This is a genomic window from Enterobacter sp. WCHEn090032 (assembly GCF_003986875.1).
Lineage (GTDB): Bacteria > Pseudomonadota > Gammaproteobacteria > Enterobacterales > Enterobacteriaceae > Enterobacter > Enterobacter sichuanensis.
This window is the reverse complement of sequence record NZ_RXRN01000007.1, coordinates 26,938-52,850: the sequence shown is the minus strand read 5'-3', so window position 1 is coordinate 52,850 and position 25,913 is coordinate 26,938. Positions and strand designations below refer to the sequence as shown.

Annotated in this window: 27 protein-coding genes and 1 pseudogene; 12 read left to right on the top strand and 16 right to left on the bottom strand. The window is 56.8% G+C overall.

Annotated features, from left to right (window positions below; translation table 11 throughout):
• The 7 genes from hypD (at position 1) to EKN83_RS07655 (ending at position 8,443) form a co-directional block, all read left to right on the top strand.
• The gene (gene hypD, locus EKN83_RS07685; protein ID WP_095449238.1) at positions 1-1,122 is read left to right on the top strand and encodes a hydrogenase formation protein HypD; all 1,122 of its coding nucleotides are present in this window, start codon (positions 1-3) and stop codon (positions 1,120-1,122) included.
• Entirely contained in the window at positions 1,119-2,129 is a 1,011-nt protein-coding gene (gene hypE, locus EKN83_RS07680) for a hydrogenase expression/formation protein HypE (RefSeq protein WP_126800622.1), read from the top strand. The genes hypD and hypE overlap by 4 nt, the downstream gene beginning before the upstream one ends.
• A gap of 55 nt (positions 2,130-2,184) precedes the next feature.
• Complete coding sequence (gene flhA, locus EKN83_RS07675; RefSeq protein ID WP_126800621.1) at positions 2,185-4,257, top strand: formate hydrogenlyase transcriptional activator FlhA; 2,073 nt, start codon at positions 2,185-2,187, stop codon at positions 4,255-4,257.
• A gap of 152 nt (positions 4,258-4,409) precedes the next feature.
• Complete coding sequence (locus EKN83_RS07670; protein WP_025757086.1) at positions 4,410-5,408, top strand: ABC transporter substrate-binding protein; 999 nt, start codon at positions 4,410-4,412, stop codon at positions 5,406-5,408.
• The gene (locus tag EKN83_RS07665) at positions 5,408-6,445 is read left to right on the top strand and encodes a FecCD family ABC transporter permease (RefSeq protein ID WP_095449236.1); all 1,038 of its coding nucleotides are present in this window, start codon (positions 5,408-5,410) and stop codon (positions 6,443-6,445) included. Before EKN83_RS07670 ends, EKN83_RS07665 begins: the two co-directional genes overlap by 1 nt.
• Positions 6,445-7,206: an ABC transporter ATP-binding protein gene (locus EKN83_RS07660; protein WP_045286032.1), complete on the top strand. Its 762-nt coding sequence runs from the start codon at positions 6,445-6,447 to the stop codon at positions 7,204-7,206. The genes EKN83_RS07665 and EKN83_RS07660 overlap by 1 nt, the downstream gene beginning before the upstream one ends.
• Before the next feature lie 16 nt (positions 7,207-7,222).
• Entirely contained in the window at positions 7,223-8,443 is a 1,221-nt protein-coding gene (locus EKN83_RS07655) for an MDR family MFS transporter (protein WP_025757084.1), read from the top strand.
• A gap of 5 nt (positions 8,444-8,448) precedes the next feature.
• Here EKN83_RS07655 and EKN83_RS07650 read toward each other — a convergent pair whose 3' ends face one another.
• Positions 8,449-8,793, bottom strand: coding sequence for a nitrous oxide-stimulated promoter family protein (locus EKN83_RS07650; protein ID WP_032672451.1), 345 nt, complete (start codon positions 8,791-8,793; stop codon positions 8,449-8,451).
• A gap of 172 nt (positions 8,794-8,965) precedes the next feature.
• Between EKN83_RS07650 and EKN83_RS07645 the strand changes: the two genes are divergently transcribed.
• Positions 8,966-9,196: a SymE family type I addiction module toxin gene (locus tag EKN83_RS07645; RefSeq protein ID WP_126800620.1), complete on the top strand. Its 231-nt coding sequence runs from the start codon at positions 8,966-8,968 to the stop codon at positions 9,194-9,196.
• A 49-nt stretch (positions 9,197-9,245) separates the two neighbouring features.
• Here EKN83_RS07645 and EKN83_RS07640 read toward each other — a convergent pair whose 3' ends face one another.
• Positions 9,246-9,701, bottom strand: a complete 456-nt coding sequence (locus EKN83_RS07640; protein WP_082082941.1) for a hypothetical protein — start codon at positions 9,699-9,701, stop codon at positions 9,246-9,248.
• Between the two features lie 20 nt (positions 9,702-9,721).
• Positions 9,722-10,548: pseudogene (locus EKN83_RS07635) on the bottom strand (transcriptional regulator).
• Positions 10,549-11,068: 520 nt separating this feature from the next.
• Here EKN83_RS07635 and mutS point away from each other — a divergent pair.
• A complete protein-coding gene (gene mutS / locus EKN83_RS07630) occupies positions 11,069-13,630 on the top strand; it encodes a DNA mismatch repair protein MutS (protein ID WP_126800619.1) in 2,562 nt (853 codons plus the stop codon).
• 110 nt (positions 13,631-13,740) lie between these two features.
• On the opposite strand, the gene EKN83_RS07620 is transcribed toward mutS, so the two are convergent.
• Genes EKN83_RS07620 through EKN83_RS07610 form a run of 3 tightly spaced genes read right to left on the bottom strand, consistent with a single transcriptional unit; the run spans position 13,741 to position 15,992 of the window.
• A complete protein-coding gene (locus EKN83_RS07620) occupies positions 13,741-13,962 on the bottom strand; it encodes a non-oxidative hydroxyarylic acid decarboxylases subunit D (protein ID WP_003862116.1) in 222 nt (73 codons plus the stop codon).
• Between the two features lie 10 nt (positions 13,963-13,972).
• Positions 13,973-15,400 (bottom strand): non-oxidative hydroxyarylic acid decarboxylases subunit C, encoded by a 1,428-nt coding sequence (locus tag EKN83_RS07615; protein ID WP_126800618.1) that lies wholly within the window; start codon positions 15,398-15,400, stop codon positions 13,973-13,975.
• Positions 15,390-15,992: a non-oxidative hydroxyarylic acid decarboxylases subunit B gene (locus EKN83_RS07610; RefSeq protein ID WP_126800617.1), complete on the bottom strand. Its 603-nt coding sequence runs from the start codon at positions 15,990-15,992 to the stop codon at positions 15,390-15,392. Before EKN83_RS07610 ends, EKN83_RS07615 begins: the two co-directional genes overlap by 11 nt.
• Positions 15,993-16,163: 171 nt before the next feature.
• Here EKN83_RS07610 and EKN83_RS07605 point away from each other — a divergent pair, with 171 nt between their 5' ends.
• Positions 16,164-16,571: a MarR family winged helix-turn-helix transcriptional regulator gene (locus EKN83_RS07605; protein WP_126800616.1), complete on the top strand. Its 408-nt coding sequence runs from the start codon at positions 16,164-16,166 to the stop codon at positions 16,569-16,571.
• On the opposite strand, the gene EKN83_RS07600 is transcribed toward EKN83_RS07605, so the two are convergent.
• Entirely contained in the window at positions 16,568-17,455 is an 888-nt protein-coding gene (locus tag EKN83_RS07600) for a LysR family transcriptional regulator (RefSeq protein WP_126800666.1), read from the bottom strand. The genes EKN83_RS07605 and EKN83_RS07600 overlap by 4 nt on opposite strands.
• A 108-nt stretch (positions 17,456-17,563) precedes the next feature.
• Here EKN83_RS07600 and EKN83_RS07595 point away from each other — a divergent pair, with 108 nt between their 5' ends.
• The gene (locus EKN83_RS07595; RefSeq protein WP_126800615.1) at positions 17,564-18,766 is read left to right on the top strand and encodes an MFS transporter; all 1,203 of its coding nucleotides are present in this window, start codon (positions 17,564-17,566) and stop codon (positions 18,764-18,766) included.
• Entirely contained in the window at positions 18,763-19,143 is a 381-nt protein-coding gene (locus EKN83_RS07590) for a DUF4440 domain-containing protein (RefSeq protein ID WP_126800614.1), read from the top strand. The genes EKN83_RS07595 and EKN83_RS07590 overlap by 4 nt, the downstream gene beginning before the upstream one ends.
• A 52-nt stretch (positions 19,144-19,195) precedes the next feature.
• On the opposite strand, the gene rpoS is transcribed toward EKN83_RS07590, so the two are convergent.
• The 9 genes from rpoS to EKN83_RS07545 form a co-directional block, all read right to left on the bottom strand.
• Entirely contained in the window at positions 19,196-20,188 is a 993-nt protein-coding gene (rpoS, locus tag EKN83_RS07585; protein WP_008499600.1) for an RNA polymerase sigma factor RpoS, read from the bottom strand.
• A 59-nt stretch (positions 20,189-20,247) separates the two neighbouring features.
• Positions 20,248-21,372: a murein hydrolase activator NlpD gene (gene nlpD, locus EKN83_RS07580; protein WP_045286502.1), complete on the bottom strand. Its 1,125-nt coding sequence runs from the start codon at positions 21,370-21,372 to the stop codon at positions 20,248-20,250.
• A gap of 116 nt (positions 21,373-21,488) precedes the next feature.
• Positions 21,489-22,115, bottom strand: coding sequence for a protein-L-isoaspartate(D-aspartate) O-methyltransferase (locus EKN83_RS07575; RefSeq protein WP_025757075.1), 627 nt, complete (start codon positions 22,113-22,115; stop codon positions 21,489-21,491).
• Entirely contained in the window at positions 22,109-22,870 is a 762-nt protein-coding gene (surE, locus tag EKN83_RS07570; protein WP_025757074.1) for a 5'/3'-nucleotidase SurE, read from the bottom strand. Before surE ends, EKN83_RS07575 begins: the two co-directional genes overlap by 7 nt.
• On the bottom strand, positions 22,851-23,900 hold the full coding sequence (gene truD / locus EKN83_RS07565) for a tRNA pseudouridine(13) synthase TruD (RefSeq protein WP_126800613.1): 1,050 nt from the start codon (positions 23,898-23,900) through the stop codon (positions 22,851-22,853). Before truD ends, surE begins: the two co-directional genes overlap by 20 nt.
• A complete protein-coding gene (gene ispF, locus EKN83_RS07560; RefSeq protein WP_008499607.1) occupies positions 23,897-24,376 on the bottom strand; it encodes a 2-C-methyl-D-erythritol 2,4-cyclodiphosphate synthase in 480 nt (159 codons plus the stop codon). The genes truD and ispF overlap by 4 nt, the downstream gene beginning before the upstream one ends.
• Positions 24,376-25,086, bottom strand: coding sequence for a 2-C-methyl-D-erythritol 4-phosphate cytidylyltransferase (gene ispD, locus EKN83_RS07555; RefSeq protein ID WP_025757072.1), 711 nt, complete (start codon positions 25,084-25,086; stop codon positions 24,376-24,378). Before ispD ends, ispF begins: the two co-directional genes overlap by 1 nt.
• A 19-nt stretch (positions 25,087-25,105) precedes the next feature.
• On the bottom strand, positions 25,106-25,417 hold the full coding sequence (gene ftsB, locus EKN83_RS07550) for a cell division protein FtsB (RefSeq protein ID WP_008499609.1): 312 nt from the start codon (positions 25,415-25,417) through the stop codon (positions 25,106-25,108).
• A 166-nt stretch (positions 25,418-25,583) separates the two neighbouring features.
• On the bottom strand, positions 25,584-25,910 hold the full coding sequence (locus tag EKN83_RS07545) for a DUF3561 family protein (RefSeq protein ID WP_045286500.1): 327 nt from the start codon (positions 25,908-25,910) through the stop codon (positions 25,584-25,586).
• Between the last annotated feature and the right edge of the window lie 3 nt (positions 25,911-25,913).

Genomic DNA, 25,913 nt, shown 5'->3' with positions numbered 1-25,913 from the left:
ATGCGTTACGTGGATGAATACCGCGCACCCGAGCAGGTGCTACAGCTTATCGGGCATCTGAAAACACGTGCGGCGCTGCTGGACTACACGGCGGAAAACCCGCTGCGGATCATGGAGGTGTGCGGCGGACATACGCACGCCATTTTCAAATTTGGCCTCGACCAGCTGCTGCCGGAGAACATCGAGTTTATCCATGGCCCCGGCTGTCCGGTCTGCGTGCTGCCGATGGGGCGCATCGACAGCTGTATCGAGATTGCCAGCCGGCCCGACGTCATTTTCTGCACCTTTGGCGACGCGATGCGCGTTCCGGGGAAAAACGGCTCGTTGCTGCAGGCAAAAGCACGCGGAGCCGACATCCGGATCGTCTATTCGCCGATGGATGCCCTGACGCTGGCAGCGGATAACCCCACGCGCAAAATCGTGTTTTTTGGCCTGGGGTTTGAAACCACCATGCCCGCCACCGCCATTACGCTGCAGCAGGCGAAAGCGCGCAGCGTCGATAACTTTTTCTTCTTCTGCCAGCACATTACGCTCATCCCCACGCTACGCAGCCTGCTGGAAGCGCCGGGAAACGGGATTGACGCCTTCCTGGCGCCGGGCCATGTCAGCATGGTGATTGGCACAGATACCTACGGTTTTATCGCTGAACAGTACAATCGTCCGTTAGTGGTCGCTGGTTTCGAACCACTTGATCTACTGCAAGGTGTCACCATGCTGGTTGAGCAGAAAATAGCGGCCCTGAGTGCCGTGGAAAACCAGTACCGCCGCGTGGTGCCGGATGCAGGAAATGAACGGGCACAGCAGGCAATAGCCGACGTGTTTTGCGTCGAAGGCGACAGCGAATGGCGTGGCCTGGGGCTGATTGCCGAATCCGGCGTGCGCCTGACGCCGGCCTATCGCGCGTTCGACGCCGAAGCGCATTTCCGCCCGCAGCCGCAGCAGGTTTGCGACGATCCGCGGGCCCGCTGCGGCGAGGTGCTCACCGGTAAATGCAAGCCTCATCATTGCCCGCTATACGGCAACACCTGTAACCCGCAAACGGCGTTTGGCGCGCTGATGGTCTCCTCCGAAGGAGCGTGTGCCGCGTGGTATCAGTATCGCAACCAGGAGAGTGAAGCATGAAGACGGTTGAAATGGCGCACGGCAGCGGCGGACAGGCGATGCAGCAGCTGATTAACCGGCTGTTTATGGAGGCTTTCAGCAACCCCTGGCTCGCCGAGCAGGAAGACCAGGCGCGCATTGACCTCGCGACCCTCACCGCGCAGGGCGACAGGCTGGCGTTCTCCACCGACGGCTACGTGATTGACCCGCTGTTCTTCCCGGGTGGCGATATCGGAAAGCTCGCTGTCTGCGGCACGGCGAACGACATCGCCGTCAGCGGCGCCATTCCACGCTACCTCTCCTGCGGGTTTATCCTCGAAGAGGGGTTACCGATGGAGACGCTCACAGCGGTGGTCAACAGTATGGCGCAGACCGCCCGTGAGGCAGGGATAGCTATCGTCACCGGCGATACCAAAGTGGTGCAGCGCGGCGCGGCCGACAAGCTGTTTATCAACACCGCCGGCATCGGGGCGATCCCCGCCGATATTCACTGGGGCGCGCAGCGCCTCAGCACGGGCGACGTGCTGATCGTGACCGGCACGCTGGGCTGCCACGGAGCGACCATCCTCAACCTGCGCGAAGGTCTGGGGCTGGACGGCGAACTGCGCAGCGACTGCGCGGTGCTGACCCCGCTGATCCAGACGCTGCGCGCAGTTCCCGGCGTGAAAGCGCTGCGGGACGCCACGCGCGGCGGCGTGAATGCCGTGGTCCATGAATTTGCGGCAAGCTGCGGATGCGGGATTGAACTCACCGAGCGCAGCCTGCCCGTAACGCCCGCCGTTCGTGGTCTGTGTGAGCTGCTGGGGCTTGACCCGCTCAACTTTGCCAACGAAGGCAAGCTGGTGATTGGCGTTGAACGCACTTCTGCACCCGCCGTTCTGGAACAGCTGCGGTCACATCCGTTTGGACACGAGGCGGCGATAATTGGTGAAGTGGTTGAGCGCAAAGGGGTGCGCCTGACCGGGCTGTATGGCGTGAAACGGACGCTGGATTTGCCGCACGCGGAACCCTTACCCCGAATTTGCTAGGCCGCGCCATAAGCGGCCAGCGTGGAATTTTTGCTCGTTTCTACTGGAAAGCACTATGCCATATACACCGATGAGCGATCTTGGACAGCAGGGGCTGTTTGACATCACGCGCACACTTTTACAGCAGCCCGATCTGGGCGCGCTAAGCGATGCCCTGACGCGTCTGGTCAGGCAATCGGCGCTGGCCGACAGCGCCGCGATTGTGCTCTGGCATAGCGGTACGCATCGCGCGAGCTACTACGCAACGCGTGATAATGGCAAAACGTTTGAATACGAGGATGAAACGTATCTGGCCCATGGCCCGGTGCGCCGCATTCTCTCCCGGCCTGAAGCGCTGCACTGCAACTTTGAGGCATTCCGACAGGCGTGGCCGCGGCTGGCGGAGAGCAATCTGTATCAGCCCTTCGGGCATTACTGCATGTTGCCGCTGGCGGTAGAGGGCCAGATTTTTGGCGGCTGCGAGTTTATCCGCACCGCCGACCAGCCGTGGAGCGAGGCGGAATACGAGCGCCTGCATACCTTCACCCAGATTGTGGCCGTCGTCGCGGAGCAGATCCAAAGCCGCGTGAACAATAACGTCGATTACGACCTGCTGAGCCGCGAGCGCGACAACTTTCGTATTCTGGTCGCCATCACCAACGCCGTGCTCTCCAGGCTCGATATGGATGAGCTGGTCAGCGAGGTGTCAAAAGAGATCCATCACTATTTTAAAATCGACGCCATCAGTATTGCGCTGCGGGGGCACCGTAAGGGCAAGCTGAACATCTACTCCACCCACTATCTGGATGAGGCTAACCCTGCCCATGAGCAGAGTGAAGTGGACGAAGCCGGTACGCTTTCCGAGCGGGTCTTTAAAAGCAAAGAGATCCTCCTGCTCAACCTGAACGAGCAGGATACGGTGGCACCCTACGAGCGAATGCTGTTTAACACCTGGGGCAACAAAATCCAGACCCTGTGCCTGCTGCCGCTGATGTCCGGCGACACCATGCTCGGCGTGCTGAAGCTGGCGCAGTGTGAGGAGGGAGTATTTACCACCGCCAACCTGAAGCTGCTGCGTCAGATCGCCGAGCGTATTTCCATCGCCCTGGATAACGCCCTCGCCTATCAGGAGATTCATCGCCTGAAAGAGCGGCTGGTGGATGAGAACCTCGCCCTGACCGAACAGCTCAACAACGTGGACAGCGAGTTTGGTGAAATCATCGGGCGCAGCGATGCGATGTACAGCGTGCTCAAGCAGGTGGAGATGGTGGCGCAAAGCGACAGCACGGTGCTGATTCTGGGCGAAACCGGCACGGGTAAAGAGCTGATTGCCCGCGCCATTCACAACCTGAGCAACCGCAACAGCCGACGGATGGTGAAGATGAACTGCGCCGCCATGCCGGCGGGGCTGCTGGAAAGCGATCTGTTCGGTCACGAACGCGGCGCGTTCACCGGGGCCAGCAGCCAGCGTCTGGGCCGCTTTGAACTGGCCGACAAGAGCTCGCTGTTCCTCGACGAAGTGGGCGATATGCCGCTGGAGCTACAGCCAAAACTGCTGCGCGTCCTGCAGGAGCAGGAGTTTGAGCGCCTGGGCAGCAACAAGCTTATCCAGACTGACGTGCGGCTGATTGCCGCCACCAACCGCGACCTGAAAAAAATGGTCGCCGACCGCGAGTTTCGCAGCGATCTCTACTATCGCCTGAACGTGTTCCCGATCTGCCTGCCGCCGCTGCGCGAACGTCCGGAAGATATCCCCCTGCTGGTCAAAGCGTTTACCGCGAAGATTGCCCGCCGGATGGGGCGCAACATCGACAGTATTCCTGCAGAGACGTTACGCACCCTCTCTTCGATGGAATGGCCCGGCAACGTGCGCGAGCTGGAAAACGTCATCGAACGTGCGGTGCTGCTGACGCGCGGCAATGTGCTGCAACTCTCCCTGCCTGAAGTTACGCTACCTGACGTAACCGCGCCCGCCGCCGAGACGGCAAAAGAGGGAGAAGATGAATATCAGCTCATTATGCGCGTGCTGAAAGAGACCAACGGCGTGGTCGCCGGACCGAAAGGTGCCGCCCAGCGCCTGGGGTTAAAACGCACCACCCTGCTGTCGCGCATGAAGCGTCTTGGGATCGATAAAGAGAGCCTGGTCTAACGCCTTATCCCGGCGGTGTTTTCTGACACCGCCTTTTGTCACCCTGCGCAATTGTCCCTCATTGACACAAAATCGTTTCCTCTGTATAAAATTCCGCCTTAATAATGAGTTTCATTTGCATCAATAACAATATTCATCAAGGGTAGCGTTTCATGAAGAAGGTCATCTGCGCGTTAGGCCTGGCGGTTGCGTCGGTCAGTTCTGCTCTGGCAACCACATATCCTCTGACCATTGAAAACTGTGGCTATAAAGAGACATTCACCAAAGCGCCGGAACGCGTCGTGGCCCTGGGTCAGAATACCGTCGAAATTTTGCTCCTGCTGGGCCTGGAAGACAAAGTGAAGGCCAGCGCCTTCTGGCCGACCAAAGTGCTGCCGCAGCTGGCGGAACAGAACGCGAAAATTAAAACCCTGACGGTAGAAATTCCTACGCTTGAATCCGTTCTCGCACAAAATCCTGACTTTGTCCCCGCGCAGACTCCCCTGCTGCTGGGGCCTGAAAGTAAGGTTGCCAAACGCGACGATCTGATGACCCTGGGCGTGAACAGCTACGTGTCCCCGGGCATGTGCGCGACCAAAAAAGCCACCGGCGATATGTACGGCAGCCGCCAGAAACTGTGGGATATGACCTATCTCTATCAGGAGATTGAGGATTTCGCCAAAATCTTTAACGTGGAAGATCGCGGTCAGGCCGTGATTGCCGATTTCAAAAAACGTGAGGCTGACCTGCGCCAGGAATTCAGTAAAAACAAAAAAGATCTCTCCTTTGTTTTCTGGTTCTCAAGCTCCTCCCCTTCTGCGGACGCCTACGTCGGCGGTAAAAATAGCCCTTCCGGATTTATTGCCAGCCTGCTGGGCGGCCATAACGCCATCACCTCCGAGACCGAATGGCCAACCGTGGGCTGGGAAAGCATTATTGCCGCTAATCCGGATGTCATTGTGGTCTCAAGCCTCGACCGCAACCGCTGGGCGCTGGATAACGCGGAAGAAAAAATCAAATTCCTTAAAAGCGATCCGGCGGTCAGCCAGCTGGATGCGGTGAAAAAGGGTCATATCGTGGTGATGGACGGCCAGGCGATGAACCCGACGATCCGCACGATTTACGGGGCTCAGCAGGTTGGCGAACAGCTCAGAAAACTGGGGCTGAACTGATGACCACCGCCGTCCTTCAGGCCAGGCAGAGCCTGGTTCTGACGACCTCATGTTTGCTTGCCTTTGTCCTGCTATTTCTGGTTATCGCGCTGAGCGTCAGCGTCGGCGAGCTGTCCATTCCGCTGCAGAACGTCTTTTATGCCATCAGCAATAAAATGGGGCTCACCGGGGTTCCGCTCAACCGTATCTATGAGAGCGTCATCTGGGACTTTCGCCTGAGCCGCGCGCTGGTGGCAGCCTGCTGCGGCGCGGGGCTGGCCATCTGCGGCGCCGTATTGCAGAGCCTGCTGAAGAACGCGCTGGCGGAGCCATACGTGCTGGGCGTATCCGCCGGCGCGTCGACTGGCGCGGTCTCCGTGGTGGTGTTGGGGATCGGCACCGGCGCGGTGTCGCTTTCTGCGGGTGCCTTTGCCGGGGCGTTCGCCGCCTTTGCGTTTGTCGCGTTTCTGACCAACGGCGCGCGTGGCGGAAATGAACGAACCATTCTGGCGGGCGTTGCCGCCTCGCAGCTTTTCAACGCCATTACCGCCTACACCATCAGCACTTCCGCCAGCGCCCAGCAGGCGCGTGACGTGATGTTCTGGCTGCTGGGCAGTTTCAGCGGCGTGCGCTGGCCCGAATTCCAGCTTGCCCTGGTGGTGGTGCTGATTGGGTTAGCCGTGTGCCTCTACTATTCCCGGGCGCTGGATGCCTTTACGTTCGGCGATGACGCCGCGGCGTCGCTGGGCATCGCCGTCCCGTGGGTACGTCTGGCGCTCTTTACCACCACCGCGCTGATCACCGCGACCATCGTCAGTATGGCGGGCTCAATCGGCTTTGTCGGGCTGGTGGTGCCGCACGTCATGCGTTTCCTGTTCGGGCCGCTGCATCGTACATTGCTGATCGCCAGCGCGCTGGCAGGGGCGATCCTGATGGTGCTGGCGGACATCGCCTCGCGCATGCTGATCGCCCCGCAAAGCCTGCCCGTCGGCGTCGTGACCGCGCTGGTTGGCGTTCCGTTCTTTGCCGTGATTATCTACCGCTCAAGGAATAAGTGATGAGTATCTGCGCTGAACATATTACCTGGAAGGTGGGTAAAAAAGTCATCGTTAATGACGTTTCGCTGACGGTGTCTCGCGGGGAAACGGTCGGCTTGCTTGGCCCCAACGGCTGCGGTAAATCATCGCTTCTGCGCATTCTGGCTGGTCTGCGCCGCCCGGACTGCGGCAGCGTTACCCTGGACGGTCAGGACATCGCCCGCATCGCCAAAAAACAGCTTGCCCGCCGGGTGGCCTTCGTTGAACAGCACGGGATGACCGACGCGAACATGCGCGTGCGCGACGTGGTGAAGCTCGGGCGTATTCCGCACCACTCCGCTTTTTCCAACTGGAGCAGGCATGATGACGAAACCGTCACCGCCGCGCTGCAACGGGTGGATATGCTGGATAAAAGCGATCAGGGCTGGCTGAGCCTCTCTGGCGGCGAGCGCCAGCGCGTCCATATTGCCCGCGCCCTGGCCCAGACCCCGACGGAAATCCTGCTCGATGAACCGACCAACCACCTGGATATTCATCATCAGATGCAGCTGATGCAGTTGATCAGCGAATTACCGGTCACCAGCATTGTCGCCATCCACGATCTCAACCACGCCTCGATGTTCTGTGACTCGCTGATTGTGATGCAGAAAGGGCAAATTGTGGCCACAGGAACGCCGCAGGAGATCCTCTCCGAGGCGCTGCTCTGGGATGTTTTCCGGGTAAAAACCAAAATTGAGATCTCGCCGTTCCATGGCAAAAAGCACATCCACTTTATCGTTTAGGGGCGAGTGAACGACGATGCCCCTTCGCCCTGCCACCGCGCTCTGGCCGCCCGTTTTACTGGGCAGCCAGTTTGTTTTTAACATTGGCTTTTACGCCGTTGTCCCCTTCCTGGCGATATTCCTGCGCGACGATATGCTGCTCTCCGGCGGGCTGATCGGGCTGATCCTGGGGCTACGCACGTTCTCCCAGCAGGGGATGTTTATCGTCGGGGGTGCGCTCTCGGACCGCTTTGGCGCGAAAGTCGTGATCCTGAGTGGGTGTGTTATCCGCGTCGCGGGCTATCTGCTGCTGGCGTTCGGGGAATCGCTGTGGCCGATTATTCTGGGCGCGTGTCTGACAGGCGTGGGCGGCGCGCTATTTTCTCCGTCTATTGAGGCATTGCTGGCGAAAGCAGGCACGCACAGCGAGGCGAAAGGTAAACGAAGCCGGGCGGAGTGGTTCGCGCTCTTTGCGGTTTGCGGGGAACTCGGTGCCGTACTGGGCCCGGTTGCCGGCGCCCTGCTAACCGGCCTGGGCTTTCGTCAGGTGGCTCTCGCGGGGGCTGGCGTCTTTATCGTTGCGCTGGTGGTGCTCTATTTTTGCCTGCCCGCGTCACGTCACGCCGCGCAGACGCTAAAGCTCGTTCCCTGGTGGACGACATTCCGCCAGCCCCGCTTTGTCGCCTTTATCATTGCCTACAGTTCGTGGCTTTTAAGCTATAACCAGCTCTATCTGGCGCTGCCGGTAGAGATCCAGCGCTCTGGCGGTAACGAGAAAGATCTCGGCCCGCTTTTTATGCTGGCCTCCGTTCTGATCATCACCTTACAGCTGCCGCTGGCGCGTTTCGCCCGGCGTGTGGGCGCTGTGAGGATCCTGCCGGTGGGCTTTTTGCTGCTCTCCGCCGCCTTTGCAAGCGTGGCAATGTTTGCGTCGACGGCACCGCCAGAGGGCTGGCTGCGCCTGCTGCCGTCGGTCTGTTTTGTGACGCTGCTGACGCTGGGACAGATGTTGCTGGTACCCTCGGCAAAGGATCTGATACCGAGGTTTGCCGAGGAGTCCACGCTGGGGGCACATTATGGCGCACTCGCCACCGCTGGCGGCATTGCGGTACTGGCAGGAAACTTGTTGTTTGGTAGCCTGCTGGATCGCGCGCTGGTGCCCTCAACGCAGGCAATGTATCCCTGGCTGCTGCTGGCCCTTTTCCCACTCTGCAGCGCGCTGGCCCTGAACGTGATTTGCCGCCCGCTGAGACGCTGAACCGGTCACTTTTTCGGGCGATACTTTTCAGGCAGCTCCGGCACGGGACGACGGTCATCAATCAGATGACGAACGGTCAGGATCGGGTGACGCCATAACATACGCGGGCCAGCCCAGCGCATAATCTGCTTCATCTCTTCCCGTTTTGCAGGCTGGTAGCAGTGCACCGGACACTGTTTGCAGGCAGGCTTTTCTTCACCAAATACGCATTTATCCAGACGCTTATCGGCGTAGGCATTCAGCGCCTGATAATGCCCTTCGTCCTGAGACGCGTCAGGACAGTGTTTTTCATACAGGGCGATCATTCTGGCGATCGTCTTTTTTTCACGAGAAATTCGTTTACCAGACATAGCGGTTCACTGGTTAATAACATGCATTAATAATACCTCTTAATGTCTCTGTTTTCAGTTGTTGCATGTCATTTTCTGAACCCGCCTTCCACTTTTAAGCCTCCACCAGCCACGTTTTACTGGTATTTTATACAGGCATTAAGAGCCCAGCTGCCGTCGTTATGGAGGATGTATGCAAGAGATCGCCAGCACTAAATACTATCGCCGCTTAAAAGTCGGTTATTTCAGAAAACGTCACGAAGACCGGAAAACTAAAATTCCGACACGTTACAGCGTACATGCGGCGTTGAGCTTAAAAGGCGACTGGCTTGAACAGGCAGGTTTTACCACCCACTCGCAGGTGCGTGTAGGGGTCGAACAGGGGAAAATCGTTATTGAGTTACTGAACCCTGGCGAAGCATAGCGTCACACGTAAGCCAGCGTAACCTCCTGATGATACCAAAGCGGTATCATCAGCGAGAGCAGAAGAAAATAGGACGCTTTCCTACGGTAAATAGAAAACCTCTGGGCCCTTGTTTCAGGATTGAATAGTTTAACTTATGGTTCGGGTAAATAAAGAAATCAGGCAACACGTCGCCGAGAACGTTATCTGGCAACGATTCGTCATTCACATCATGGATCTTTACCGACGTAAAATGGAAGGAATCTTTGTTTTCCGTCCAGACATAGGACACATCTCTTCGGATAACTGCCGTCGGCTTATCATTTTTAAAATACGTACCGCTGACCGCTACCACACCGGTCTGCTGCTGCATGGTATACATAAAGTCCAGGGTAAGGTTTGCACGAACATCTTCATGAAAAACAACGATAGAGACGGAACAGGCTTCCGTATTATGTTTTTTTTCTAAGTGATAATGGTAAAGCCATGACGCCAGCGCGCCAACGGCAAACAGTAAGAGACACATTATCGCAGTTGACCTTTTAGTCACTGATTGTACCCCCTGAAATAAAGCGTAACGCAACCGGCATCTTCTTCTTGTTCATAAGGTTTTCTGCAAATAAGTACCGACAGTGCCGGAGCAGTACTGGATGAGGAGAAGTAGACCCACGGATATTTTTTACAATCGAGCCCCGTTTGCAGGATAATTTTTTTATAACGCGTAAAGTTTCCGATACTTTTAATATCGTCGTTTCGCGAGAAAAAATGACACCCGTTTTCGGTGCTGTTTATTGTGTAATCTTTAAAAAAATCTTTCTTTGAGTAGTCATGCACGGCCAGATGGAGAATAAAATACCCCCCCCAAAAGAGAGGACCATAAGTAATAGCGAAACATAGCGACGATATTGTTAACGCGGCGCCTTAGCACTCACCTGTGCGACAGCGGTTTCAGCGATGCTCTCTTTCGACACGGTGACAGGAGGCGCGTCTGATGCCACGCTCTCAGGCGCGTTTACTGATTCGGCCACGTCGTTTTCAATGCGGGTAACGCTGACGCCTTTTTCAATCTGGAAACCTTTTCTCGGGACGGTGGCCACCAGCGTATCGTCTGTTTCTCCCGTTGAGCGTAGCCCGCGCCGGATAATGGAGATATTCTGATAAAGCGTATTGGCAGGAACTAACATCCCGTCCTCACCCCAGACTTTATCAAAGAACGTCTTTTGGTGGACCACTTCCGGGGAAGATTCAAGCAGAAGAACCAGACACCGACTGGCTGGCGTTGTGAGAATTACGCTTAACTCAGGGCGGGTCAAAGAGACAAGTAAGTTTTTCTCTGGACAGAATTTAATATTATCGTTAATTATCCAGAACATAGAATACTCACTATACAGTAAACAGATTCAAAAACTGTTGATATAGATGGCAATTATACTCTGTGAATAATCCTTGTCAAAGCAGCCAGTTAGCGCATTAGTACCGGTACTTCATTAAAATAAAAAGGATTATCTCAGGAAAAAAGACCGGCCAGTCATCCTGCACGATTACGCTTCTTAAACGGAAATAAAAATAATGACGTTATATTCTGAACGAATTAATCACGGTTGACGTTTAATGCGCGATAACAATCGTTCAATGCTCTGGTGACGGCCACAGAAGCACAGCGCACCGGCCACAGCCAGGACGACGCGAGACCATCTTTTGTGTGTGGAATCAGGTACGCATTTTGCGTCGAAAGAGCCTGCACGTCTGTTTTCCTGCACTACAGACTCCGTTATCATGGTCGCTTCACAATTCATGATAAGAAACACAGGATTTCATGAGTTCCAATGAGAGATAACACTGACAATAAAAAAGACAACTCATTGAATTTTATAAAATGGACACGGTAACCTAATGAGTACACTAGAGAATTTCGACGCCCATACCCCCATGATGCAGCAGTACCTGAAGCTGAAAGCACAGCATCCGGAAATCCTGCTGTTTTACCGTATGGGCGATTTTTACGAGCTATTTTATGACGATGCTAAGCGTGCATCGCAGCTGCTCGACATCTCGCTGACCAAACGTGGTGCATCGGCGGGTGAGCCCATTCCTATGGCTGGTATCCCCCATCACGCGGTAGAAAATTACCTGGCGAAGCTGGTGAATCAGGGGGAGTCCGTCGCCATTTGCGAACAGATCGGCGATCCCGCGACGTCCAAAGGTCCGGTGGAACGCAAAGTCGTGCGTATCGTCACGCCAGGCACCATCAGTGATGAAGCTCTGCTGCAGGAGCGTCAGGATAATTTGCTTGCCGCACTGTGGCAGGATGGGAAAGGCTTTGGCTACGCGACGCTCGACATCAGCTCCGGACGTTTTCGTCTGAGTGAACCGGCTGACCGTGAAACGATGGCAGCTGAACTGCAGCGCACCAATCCGGCAGAATTGCTCTATGCCGAAGATTTTGCCGAAATGGCGCTCATTGAAGGCCGCCGCGGGTTACGCCGTCGTCCGCTGTGGGAGTTTGAAATTGATACCGCGCGCCAGCAGCTGAATCTGCAGTTTGGCACCCGCGATCTGATTGGCTTTGGTGTCGAAAATGCCCCACGCGGGCTGTGTGCGGCAGGTTGCCTCCTGCAGTACGTGAAAGATACCCAGCGCACCGCCCTGCCGCATATCCGCTCGATCACCATGGAGCGCCAGCAGGACAGCATCATCATGGATGCCGCCACGCGCCGTAATCTGGAGATCACCCAGAACCTGGCGGGGGGCGTCGAAAATACGCTTGCCTCGGTCCTCGACAGTACGGTGACCCCCATGGGCAGCCGCATGCTGAAACGCTGGCTGCACATGCCGATTCGCGATACCGGGACGCTTGTTTGCCGTCAGCAGACGATTGCCGCGTTGCAGGATCGCTATACCGAGATACAGCCCGTCCTGCGCCAGGTGGGCGACCTGGAGCGTATCCTGGCCCGTCTGGCTCTGCGGACCGCGCGTCCACGCGATCTCGCTCGGATGCGTCACGCGTTCCAGCAACTGCCAGAGCTGCGTGCTCAGTTGAGTGACGTTGACAGCGAGCCGGTACAGAAACTCCGCGACACCATGGGCGAATTTACCGAGCTTCGCGAGCTGCTCGAACGCGCCATTATCGATGCGCCTCCGGTACTTGTTCGTGATGGCGGCGTGATTGCCCCTGGCTACAATGCGGAGCTGGACGAATGGCGCGCGCTGGCCGACGGCGCGACGGACTATCTTGATAAACTGGAAATCCGCGAGCGCGAACGTCTTGGACTCGACACCCTGAAGGTCGGCTATAACGCGGTACACGGTTACTATATTCAGATCAGCCGCGGGCAGAGCCATCTGGCACCGATTCACTACGTGCGTCGCCAGACGCTCAAAAACGCTGAACGCTATATTATTCCCGAGCTGAAAGAGTACGAAGACAAAGTCCTCACCTCCAAAGGCAAAGCGCTGGCGCTGGAAAAACAGCTGTATGACGAGCTGTTCGACATGCTGATGCCGCATCTGGCCGACCTGCAGTTAAGCGCCAGTGCGCTGGCAGAGCTGGACGTGCTGGTGAACCTGGCTGAGCGCGCTGAAACGCTGAACTATACCTGCCCAACCTTTACCGACAAACCCGGCATTCGTATTACCGAAGGCCGTCACCCGGTGGTTGAGCGAGTGTTGAATGAACCGTTCATCGCCAACCCGCTGAGCCTGTCACCGCAGCGAAGAATGCTGATCATTACCGGTCCGAACATGGGCGGTAAGAGTACCTATATGCGCCAGACGGCGCTGATTGCCCTGCTCGCCTATATCGGTAGCTACGTTCCGGCGCAAAAAGTGGAGATTGGCCCCATCGACCGGATCTTTACCCGCGTGGGTGCAGCGGACGATCTGGCGAGCGGTCGCTCAACCTTTATGGTCGAGATGACCGAAACGGCTAACATTCTGCATAACGCGACGGAGCACAGCCTGGTGCTGATGGACGAAGTGGGACGCGGAACATCCACCTATGATGGTCTGTCGCTGGCCTGGGCCTGCGCGGAAAGTCTCGCGAATAAAATCAAAGCCATGACGCTGTTCGCTACCCACTATTTCGAGCTGACGCAACTGCCGGAAAAAATGGAAGGGGTGGCTAACGTTCACCTTGATGCGCTGGAGCATGGCGACACCATCGCCTTCATGCACACAGTGCAGGATGGCGCAGCGAGCAAGAGCTATGGCCTGGCCGTCGCGGCGCTGGCAGGGGTACCGAAAGAGGTGATCAAGCGCGCGCGTCAGAAGCTGCGTGAGCTGGAAAGCCTGTCTCCCAACGCGGCGGCGACGCAAATTGATGGCACGCAGATGTCGCTGCTGGCACCTGCGGAAGAGACATCACCGGCGGTGGAAGCGCTGGAGAATCTCGACCCGGATTCCCTGACGCCGCGCCAGGCGCTGGAGTGGATTTATCGGTTGAAGAGTCTGGTTTAGTTTTCTGCGGTCTTTTGCCCGGTGGCGCTACGCTTACCGGGCCTACGGTTTTTGTAGGCCGGGTAAGGCGAAGCTGCCACCCGGCACGACCGGCAAGCACCGGTTTTTTTTTACAACAACGGCGGGATCGTTGGCACCTGCGGTGCCTCATCAATATCCTTCTGCGTCATACGAAACGCTTCCGGATAGTGCTCGCGGCTGGTACGACGCAGCGGTTCGGTATCGCGCCAGGTATACAGACAATGCTGGCACTGATAAACCGTCCAGACCCCTTTCACCGGTGAGGTTGCCATCACTTCAATATGTTCATCGGCACAACGTGGACAAATCATCTTTTCCTCCTTATTGACGTGCTGCCAGCATGGCGGTCAGTTTTTCAGCCCAGGCTTTGGTTTCAGGAAGATCCTGTACCGGCTGGCTATAATGGCCACGGTTGTCCGGTGCCACAGGCGTGGTGGCATCGATAATCAGTTTGTCGGTAATGCCTGCCGGGCTGGAGCCCGGATCGAGTTCAAGCACCGACATATTCGGCAGCTGCACCAGATCCCCTGCCGGGTTTACTTTCGACGACAGCGCCCACATCACCTGCGGGAGGTTGAACGGATCGACATCCTCATCCACCATAATCACCATCTTCACGTAGCCCAGACCGTGCGGCGTGGTCATGGCGCGTAAACCGACCGCGCGGGCAAAGCCGCCGTAACGTTTTTTGGTGGAGATAATCGCCAGCAGACCGTGGGTGTACATCGCGTTCACCGCCTGCACTTCCGGGAATTCTGCTTTCAGCTGCTGGTAGAGCGGCACACAGGTGGCCGGCCCCATCAGATAGTCAATCTCGGTCCACGGCATGCCGAGGTAGAGAGATTCGAAAATCGGTTTGGTGCGGTAAGAGACCTTATCAATTCGCACTACCGTCATGTTACGCCCACCGGAATAGTGCCCGGTAAACTCACCGAACGGCCCTTCGATTTCACGTTTACGGCCCTCAATCACCCCTTCCAGGATCACTTCAGAGCCCCATGGCACATCAAAGCCGGTCAGCGGCGCGGTGGCTATCGGGTACGGGCTTTCACGCAGCGCACCCGCCATTTCATACTCGGATTGATCGTATTTCAGCGGCGTCGCGCCCATCAGAGTGATAATGGGATCGTTGCCGAGCGTAATCGCCACCGGCAGATCTTCGCCGCGCTCTTCCGCTTTGTGCAGATGCAGGGCGATATCGTGCATCGGTACCGGCTGCAGGCCAAGCTTACGCTTGCCCTTCACTTCCATGCGGTAGATCCCGACGTTTTGCTTGCCGAAATTATCCGGGTCGAGCGGATCGCGTGAGACTACGCACGCTTTGTCGAGATAGAAACCCCCGTCGCCGTCGTTCAGGCGAAACAGCGGCAGAATATCAAACAGGTTTATGTCCTCACCGTCGACCGTATTCTGCGCCCAGGCCGGATTGGCGCGGCGCTCTGGCGCAATCGGAAATTTATCCCAGCGACGAATAAACTCGTCGATCTGTTTTTTCACCGGCGTATTGGCCGGAAGCCCCATTGAGATGGCATGGTTATGCCAGGAGCCTATCGTGTTCATCACCACGCGGGCATCGGTAAACCCGCGAATGTTATCGAACCACAACGCCGGCGCGCCGTCACCGATGCGTCCCGTCGCGTTGGCTGCCGCCGCCAGATCTGGCTCGGCGTTCACCTCTTCTTCAATTTTCAGCAGTTGCCCTTGCTCATCGAGCGCCTGCAGGAAGCTTCTCAAATCATCAAATGCCATCTTTATTCTCCTGTGAAAGATGTTTCGCTTCGCGTAACCCGTTCCAGCGGCGCGCCTTTTTATGCTCCAGACCAAACTGATCAAGCACGCGCGTCACGATATGCCAGGTGATGTCATCGGCGGTTTGCGGATGGTTGTAATACGCAGGCATGGGCGGCACCATCGCCACACCCATGCGGGAAAGTGCGAGCATGTTCTCCAGATGAATGGTGCTGAGCGGCGTTTCACGGGGAACCAGCACCAGCTTGCGTCCCTCTTTCAGCACCACATCGGCCGCACGGCCCACCAGCCCTTCGGCATAACCGGCACGGATGCCCGCCAGTGTTTTCATGCTGCAGGGAATGACGATCATGCCGTCGGTGCGAAACGAACCGGAGGAGATGGTCGCGGCCTGGTCCGCCGGGCTGTGGACCACGTCAGCCAGAGCAGCGACATCCTGCGCGGTGCAGGACGTTTCCAGCTCAATGGTGGTTTTTGCCCACTTCGACATCACCAGGTGGGTCTCCACCTCCGGCATTTCCCGCAGCGCCTGCAGCAGCGCCACGCCCAGCGGAGCCCCCGTTGCCCCCGTCATTCCCACGATCAATCTCATTCAGCACCTCAATATTTTGTTCGTATACGAACATTGTAGATAAGCTACTCCCGGATCGTTTTTCTGACAAGATCGTTCGTACACGATCACACAAATTGCTAAAAGTTGCTGCGTTAAAATCCAGAGCAATAGCGGCTATGATAGAGGGAGATTTTTTCCGTCGGAGTGTTCATGGAACTAAGACAAGAGGCGTTCCATCTGTTACGTCAGCTTTTTCAACAGCATACCGCGCAGTGGCAACATGCCTTACCGGAACTGACCAAGCCGCAATATGCGGTGATGCGCTCAATTGCTGAGCATCCGGGAATTGAACAGGTGGCATTGACTGAAGTGGCGGTCAGCACGAAAGCGACTCTGGCGGAAATGCTGAGCCGCATGGAGGCGCGCGGGCTGGTCAAACGCGAGCACGACCCGGCAGATAAGCGCCGCCGCTTCGTCTTCCTGACACCAGAAGGTGAAGCCCTGCTTGCAGGCTGTAAACCGGTGGGCAACGCGGTGGATGAGGCGTTTTTAGGACGTTTAAACAAGGTCGAGCGGGAGCAGTTCTCTGCTCTCATCAAAAAGATGATGCACGATTAATTCACGCTGGTGCGCATAAAATCGATAAAGGTGCGCACTTTCGCTGAGAAATGCCGGGCATCAGGATAGACCGCATAGATGCCCTGCCGCGCAAATGTATACTCCGGTAAAATCGTCACCAGCGTTCCCGCATCAAGCGCCTCGCGCACCAGCCATTCCGGCAGCAACGCCACCCCGCCTCCTGCGAGCGCAAAAGCCATCAGGGCCTGAGCGCTGTCGGCATACAGGCGCGGCGCTTTTTTTATCTCCAGCATTTCAGGCGCACCGCGGGCATCTTTCACCTGCCAGCGCAGCGGCGAGGCAAGACGCTCGTGAATAATCCAGTCCGCGTGGGACAGCTGCGCAAGCGTTTCGATCGGATGATTAACGAGCCACTCGGGCGTCGCAACGGGGAGAATAGAGAAGTGTGAAATCAGTGCGGCATGGTTGCGCGAATCGACAAGCGTCCCCAGCCTAATGGCCACGTCAAAGCGCTCCGAGATAAGGTCAGCGTGCAGTGACGACGAAACATGTCGAACGCGAAGATCCGGGTGCTGCTGGCTAAACCTGGCCAGCAGCGGCACCACGACCCGGGAGCCATACTCAGGCGTGGTCGTGATCCGCAGTTCACCGGTGAGTCCCGCATGGTTTGCGCGGACGTCATCCTGCAGCCGCTCGGCGTCCTTCAGTAGCGCCACGCTGCGCTGATGAAACAGTACGCCCGCCTCGGTTAACGTCAGGCGGCGGGTGGAGCGCAGCAGTAGCGTAACGCCCAGCTCATCCTCAAGCTGGCGAATATTGAAGCTGACGACCGCTTTTGTCAGCCCCATTGCCTCGGCGGCCGCCGTAAAACTACCGGTGTCAGCCACCGCGACAAACATCTGCGTCCGCTGTAGGTTAATCATCATCATGCCTTTTACTGTCAAAATATTTTTGACAGTATATCGCGCTTTGTCAGGTTTATCCGTACTTACCGAGCCGCTACGATACGCTACCTCACCGGAGGATCCACCATGACGTATCGCAGTAAAGTTGCCGCTGTCTATCTGCTGGGCTTTTTCCTTGATTTGATCAACATGTTTATGGCCAGCGTCGCGTTCCCAGCAATGGCTCACGCCTTTAACGCCACGCCTTCTGCCCTCGCTTGGGTCAGTAACGGATACATTGCCGGCCTGACGCTGGCGATCCCTTTCAGCAGCGTGCTCACGCGCCGCATCGGGCCAAAGCGCGTCATCCTGCTCTCGCTTTTTCTGTTCAGCGCAGCCTCCGCAGCGGCGGGCTTGTCTGCAACGCTTGAAGGTCTGATCGCCTGGCGAGTACTCCAGGGCGTGGGAGGAGGCTTACTGATCCCCGTCGGACAGGCGCTGACCTGGCAACAGTTTAAACCTCACGAGCGTGCCAGACTCTCCTCGGCGGTGATGCTGGTCGCGCTGCTTGCCCCGGCCTGCTCCCCTGCTATCGGGGGACTGCTGGTGCAGACGCTGAGCTGGCGATGGATCTTTTTCGCCACGCTTCCGGTGGCTATCGTGACCTTCGTTCTGGCCTGTCTGTGGCTAAAACACGAAAAACCCACGATGAACGCAACCAGACTGCTAAACCTGCCTTTACTCGCAAACCCGCTTTTGCGTTTTTCCATGCTTGTCTATTTGTGCGTCCCCGGCGTATTTATTGGGGTGAACGTCACGGGCATGTTTTATCTTCAGCACGAGGCGAACATGAGCCCCGCCGCAACGGGGATGCTCATGCTGCCGTGGTCTGTGGCATCGTTTCTCGCCATCACGGCGACGGGACGTTATTTTAACCGTATTGGCCCCCGGCCGCCGATCGTCATCGGCTGCCTGTTGCAGGCGGCGGGTATTTTGCTTTTGATTGACGTCAGTTCGTCAACGCTGTTGCCTGCCGTCGCGTTTGCCCTGATGGGCGCGGGGGGAAGCCTGTGCAGCAGTACGGCTCAGAGCAGCGCGTTTCTGACAACGCGCCGGGACGAGATGCCGGATGCCAGCGCGCTGTGGAATCTCAATCGTCAGCTGAGCTTTTTTGCCGGTGCCCTGGTGCTTGCGCAGGTGCTGAACCTGGCGCAGGCGTGGCTGCCCCCACACGCCGCCTGGCATGGGATGTTTATTTTTGCCGCAGGCATAACCTTGCTGCCTGTACCGTACGTTTTTCGTCTTAACAATACGCAGGTGCTAAACCAGCTGCGACAGGAGAACTCATGACGCCTTTCGAACACGATATTATCGACCTCCACATCGCGCTTGAAGAGTGGTTAGGCAAAGGTGAAGGCGAGGCCAACGCCCTGCTCGCCCGTTTCCATCCCGATTTTCTGATGATCCCTCCGGGGGGTGTCCAGGTCGACTATCACGGCCTGGCCAGCTTTCTGGAACAACAGCGTGGAAGCCGCCCTGGACTGAACATCGTTATTGACGAATTAACCACCATCCAGAGCGGCGATCGGGGTGCAGTGCTTCACTACCGGGAGACACAAACCCGGCCAGAGCTGCCCGTCAACGTGCGCTGGTCAACCGCGGTGCTCAATCAGGAAGGCGATCGGATAACGTGGCGTTTGCTGCACGAGACGGCGACGCAGCCGTGACACAAAAGAAAAAGGCCCGTCTCACGACGGGCCTTTTTTGACGAAAGGTTGCTTATTCGCGGAACAACGCTTCGATATTCAGACCTTGCCCCTGCAGGATTTCACGCAGACGGCGCAGACCTTCAACCTGAATCTGACGAACACGTTCACGGGTCAGGCCAATTTCACGGCCGACATCTTCCAGTGTCGCAGCTTCATACCCCAGCAAACCGAAACGACGTGCCAGCACTTCACGCTGTTTGGCGTTCAGTTCGAACAGCCATTTGACGATGCTCTGCTTCATGTCATCGTCCTGCGTGGTGTCTTCCGGGCCGTTGTCTTTTTCATCAGCCAGGATGTCCAGCAGCGCTTTTTCGGAGTCGCCACCCAGCGGGGTGTCAACGGAGGTAATGCGCTCGTTGAGACGCAGCATGCGGCTTACGTCATCAACTGGTTTATCGAGTTGTTCGGCAATTTCTTCTGCGCTTGGCTCGTGGTCCAGTTTATGGGACAACTCGCGCGCGGTGCGCAGATACACGTTCAACTCTTTGACGATGTGAATCGGCAGGCGGATCGTACGGGTCTGGTTCATAATAGCCCGTTCGATGGTCTGACGAATCCACCAGGTCGCGTAGGTTGAGAAACGGAACCCGCGTTCCGGGTCAAACTTCTCAACTGCGCGGATGAGACCTAAGTTGCCCTCTTCAATCAGATCCAGCAGAGCCAGACCACGATTGCCGTAACGGCGGGCAATTTTCACGACCAGTCGCAGGTTACTTTCAATCATGCGACGACGCGAGGCCACATCACCACGCAAAGCACGACGTGCGAAATAGACTTCTTCTTCGGCCGTTAGCAGTGGGGAGTAACCAATCTCCCCAAGGTAAAGCTGAGTCGCGTCCAGTACACGCTGTGTGGCGCCCTGCGATAACAGCTCTTCTTCAGCCAAATCGTTATCACTGGGTTCCTCTTCTACTAAGGCTTTTTCGTCAAAAGCCTCTACTCCGTTCTCATCAAATTCCGCGTCTTCATTTAAATCATGAACTTTCAGCGTATTCTGACTCATAAGGTGGCTCCTACCCGTGATCCCTGGACGAGACACCCTGGCTGGCATGCCCCGTCAAATTATCGCTGCGGCAAGTACTGCAGCGGGTTTACGGATTTCCCCTTGTAACGAATTTCAAAATGCAAGCGTGTAGAACTGGTTCCGGTGCTACCCATGGTAGCGATTTTTTGCCCCGCCTTAACTTCTTGTTGTTCCCGGACCAGCATTGTGTCGTTATGGGCGTAGGCACTCAGGTAATCATCGTTGTGTTTGATGATGATAAGATTACCGTAACCGCGCAGAGCGTTACCGGCATACACAACGCGTCCGTCTGCGGTCGCGATGATAGCCTGTCCTTTACTCCCTGCGATATCGATCCCTTTATTTCCCCCTTCGGAGGAAGAGAAGTTTTCGATAACCTTGCCGTCAGTTGGCCAGCGCCATGCAGAGATTGGCGAACTGGATGTCATACTGCTGGCAGTCGGTTCAGTAGAGCTAACCACAGGTGCCGTTACCGGTGCTGTGACAACAGTCGCAGTCCCTTTATTATTCGGCAACATTTTGTTAGCAGTCTGATCACCTGAATCCTCAGAATACGTAATTACAGGTTGTGAAGCAACCACCGTGGTGGATTTTTGTGCAGGCTTAACGCTGTTATTTTGCGCGGTCACGTCGGCTGCGGAAACGGTGTTGCCAGGCGTAAGCGGCGTACCCGTTGCGTTGCCAACCTGCAGCGTTTGCCCGACTTCCAGACCGTATGGGGCCTGCACGTTATTGCGCTGGGCGAGGTCACGGAAATCGTTCCCGGTGATCCAGGCAATATAGAACAACGTGTCGCCACGCTTCACGGTATAGGTGCTGCCACCGGTATAACTGCCTTTCGGAATGTTCCCATACTGGCGGTTATAGACTATGCGGCCATTTTGGGTCTGAACAGGTTGTTCAACTGGCTGAACCTGCATTGGCTGTGTAACAGGATGTTGCACAGGCTGAATTTGTGGTGTTTGCTGCGGTGCAGCAGTGCCCATTTTAGGTGGCGGCGTGATTAACATTCCGCTGGACGTGTTACCGGAGCCGCTGTTTCCGCCGACGGAACTGACGGGCGCAGGCGCGTTATTAGAACTTGTGCAACCTGCCAGCCAGAGCGAAACCAGTGATAATGCCGCAACACGGCTGATGGTGAATTTAGGGCTTCCCGCGCTCATTTATCCCCCAGGAATGTGTTAACTACCAGTGACTTAAAATTTACCGTGATGGCACGAATCTTTCGCGCCACACCATACGCTGAATTTGCCTTAATAACCCTGGATAATTCCGAGTCTCAGGCTAACTCCCCCTTTACCAGAGGCACAAAGCGCACGGCTTCCACGGTATCGATAATAAACTCGCCGCCGCGGCGACGAACGCGCTTCAGAAGCTGCTGCTCGTCCCCGACGGGCAGAACAAGAATGCCCCCCTCATCCAGCTGCGACAACAGTGCCACAGGTATTTCAGGTGGGGCCGCCGTCACGATAATGGCGTCAAACGGGGCGCGAGCCTGCCAACCCTGCCATCCATCACCGTGTCGTGTCGAAACATTATGTAAATCAAGTTGTTTCAGGCGCCGACGCGCCTGCCACTGTAAACCTTTAATCCGCTCAACGGAGCAGACATGATGTACCAGATGCGCCAGGATCGCGGTCTGATACCCCGACCCGGTACCGATCTCCAGCACGCGGGAGTTGGGCGTGAGCTCCAGCAGCTCGGTCATGCGCGCCACCATGTAGGGCTGCGAAATCGTCTGGCCTTGTCCGATAGGTAGCGCCACGTTTTCCCACGCTTTGTGTTCAAACGCCTCGTCGACAAATTTCTCACGCGGAACCCTGGCGAGCGCGTCAAGCACGTGCTCGTCGCGGATCCCCTGCGCGCGGAGTTGCTCCAGAAGAGTTTGTACACGTTTGTTTACCATTGCGCGTTCACTCCTGCGCGATCCAGCCAGCCCGACACCACATCATGCGCGCTATACGCGGTTAAATCTACGTGCAGCGGCGTCACCGAAACATAACCTTCATCCACGGCGGCAAAGTCGGTATCCGGGCCCGCATCGCACTTCTCGCCGGGAGGACCAATCCAGTAAAGCGTGTTGCCGCGCGGATCTTGCTGCGGGATCACCTGATCGGCCGGATGACGGCTTCCGCACCGGGTGACGCGAATGCCTTTAATCTCACTCAGGGGCAGATCCGGCACGTTGATATTGAGGATGCGTCCGGTGCGCAGCGGCTCGCGGCTGAGGGCCCGCAGGATCGAACAGGTCACCACGGCGGCGGTATCGTAGTGGGTGTGGCCGTTTAACGAGACCGCCAGCGCCGGAAACCCGAGGTGACGCCCTTCCATTGCCGCCGCCACGGTACCGGAGTAAATCACGTCATCGCCGAGGTTAGGCCCGGCATTAATGCCGGAGACGACAATATCCGGACGCGGCCGCATTAGCGCGTTCACCCCCAGAAAAACGCAGTCGGTTGGCGTGCCCATCTGCACGGCAATATCGCCATTTTCAAAGCTAAAGGTGCGAAGCGACGACTCCAGCGTCAGCGAGTTAGACGCTCCACTGCGGTTACGATCGGGAGCCACGACCTGCACATCCGCGAATTCGCGGAGGTGTTTCGCCAGCGTCTGAATGCCTGGCGCGTGGATCCCGTCATCGTTACTCAGCAATATTCGCATAATCACCCGACGTGTTGATAAGTTCCCTGACAACACTGGTGGCAAAGCTACCTGACGGCAGCCAGAAACGTAACTCGACGGTCACGTCATCCCACCAGTTCCAGCTTAACTGCTGCGGATAAAGCAGCATCGCGCGGCGTGCTGCGTCGACTTTTTCCCGCACCAGCAAGGATTGTAATGCCTGCGCATCCGCAACGGCAGACTGCTCCGCCGTCAGGGCTTCGCCCTGGGTTCCCCAGTCGCCTGTACCGGGCAACGCAGCGGTAATCATCAGCGCTTTGGCGTCCACGCGCGACTGTACATCGGCCATCTCTTCGGCCGTTGCCACAAACCAGCTTCCGCGTCCCGCTAATTGTAGCGCATCGCCAACAACAACTTGATTCGCGTCCGGTTTTTTCAGCCTTTCGCTCACAATCTGATTAAACAACGCACTGCGGGCCGCCGACAACCAAAAACTGCGTTTATTCCTGTCACGAACCGGCGCATCGCTTTGTGCCCAGCGCAATGCGCCCTGCAGGTTACTGCCGCCGATCCCAAAACGCTGCGCGCCAAAGTAGTTCGGCACGCCCTGCGCGCTGATGGCATTCAGGCGTTTCTCCACGTCATCGCGGTCGGTCACTTCACGCAGCACCAGCGTAAAGTCGTTACCTTTCAACGCCCCCAGACGCAATTTGCGCTTGTGACGGGCATATTCCAGTACCTTACAGCCCTCAAGTTCAAATTTGCTTAAATCAGGCATCGCATTGCCGGGCACGCGGGCGCAGAGCCACTGTTCCGTGACGGCATGTTTATCTTTCTGACCAGCAAAGCTCACTTCGCGGGCATGAATTTTGAGGAATTTTGCCAGAGCGTCGGCCACAAAACGGGTATTGCAGCCATTTTTAAGAATGCGCACCAGGATATGTTCGCCTTCGCCATCCGGCTCAAAGCCCAGATCCTCCACCACGAGGAAGTCTTCAGGGCTGGCTTTCAGCACCCCGTGCCCCTGCGGTTTACCGTGCAGGTAGGTCAGGTTGTCGAAATCTGTCATTTGCTCGCCTTCACCAGCAGCGCCACGGCTTCACAGGCAATGCCTTCACCGCGGCCAGTAAAGCCCAGCTTCTCGGTGGTCGTCGCTTTGACGTTGACGTCGTCCATATGGCAGCCCAGATCTTCAGCAATAAACACGCGCATCTGCGGAATATGCGGCAGCATTTTCGGTGCCTGAGCAATAATCGTGACGTCAACGTTGCCGAGGGTGTAGCCTTTCGCCTGAATGCGGCGCCACGCTTCGCGCAGCAGCTCGCGGCTGTCCGCCCCTTTAAAGGCCGGGTCGGTGTCCGGGAACAGTTTGCCAATATCGCCCAGCGCCGCAGCGCCCAGTAAGGCGTCGGTAAGCGCATGCAGCGCCACGTCGCCATCAGAATGTGCCAGCAGCCCTTTTTCATAAGGAATGCGCACGCCGCCAATGATAATTGGGCCTTCTCCGCCAAAGGCGTGTACATCAAAACCGTGTCCAATTCGCATTATGCCTTCTCCTGATGGGTCGAACGGGTAAGATAGAATTCCGCGAGCTGTAAATCTTCCGGACGCGTCACTTTTATATTATCAGCACGTCCTTCAACCAGCGTTGGGTGGAAACCGCAATACTCCAGCGCCGAGGCCTCGTCCGTAATGGTCGCCCCTTCATTCAGCGCTCGCGTTAAGCAGTCATGGAGTAATTCGCGGGGGAAAAATTGTGGCGTCAGCGCGTGCCATAAATCGACGCGCTCAACGGTGTGGGCGATAGCCGCTTTGCCCGGCTCGGCACGCTTCATGGTGTCACGCACAGGGGCAGCCAGAATGCCACCCACCCGACTGGTTTCACTCAACGCCAGCAGGCGAGCGAGATCGTCCTGATGCAGACACGGACGCGCCGCGTCATGCACCAGCACCCACGGCGCGTTTCCGGCAGCCTGAATGCCTGCCAGCACGGAATCGGCGCGCTCGGCACCGCCATCGACAACGGTAATCTGTGGGTGATTGGCCAGCGGTAACTGCGCGAAGCGCGCATCGCCCGGGCTGATGGCGATGATCACCCGCGTCACCCGTGGGTGCGCCAGCAGCGCCGCCACGGCGTGCTCGAGGATCGTTTTATCGCCAATAGAGAGGTATTGCTTGGGACATTCTGTCTGCATGCGCCGGCCAAAACCTGCGGCCGGCACCACGGCGCATACGTCCGAAAAAGTTACTGCCATGTCGTAATCCTGGGCCTGATTATCGATTGTTTTGTGCTGAGCCCTGATTGCGTTTAGACGCATCCGGAACCAGACGATAAAAGGTTTCGCCCGGCTTAGTCATACTGAGTTCATTGCGTGCGCGTTCTTCAATCGCCTCTTGCCCGCCATTGAGGTCATCAATTTCAGCGAAGAGTTGATCGTTTCGCGCCTTAAGTTTGGCGTTTGTTGCCTGCTGAGCCGCGACGTCATCACTCACCCGGCTATAGTCGTGCAGTCCGTTCTTACCGAACCACAGCGAATATTGCAGCCAGATTAGCAAAGCCAGCAACAGCAGCGTTAGTTTACCCATCCTGCCCCCTGAAAAACGGCATCCTCATCCCAAGACTTCCCCAGAGCACAACGCCGGGGTAACAGAGATGCCGCAACATCGCGGGCAAATGTACCACATTTTTTCCGCAGAATCGTCCTGCACAATATCGCCACACAGTTGGTTACGGTTTGAATTATGGCTGAAGTTAGCCCATGAGCCACAAAAATAACAGGCCAAACATCAGAACCACCGTCACAATCGTGATCGCGGTACTGTACAGGAGGCGGCCATTGAGCAGCGAGTGCAGCGCAATGCCGACAACCACCGCCACGGGCATTAACGCCAGGAAGAAAGGCCAGGTGTAGAGAAAGAAGAACAGCGTGTTACCGCCGTAGATGAGAAACGGAATGCCAAGCGCCAGCAACCATGAGACGAAGCCAATGATGGCCCCAGGAAATGACCAGGTCGTCTCGTCGTCGGTCGCAAGCGGCTCCGACCCGGTGGTGATGATGTAATTTTCACTGTTGCGCATAGC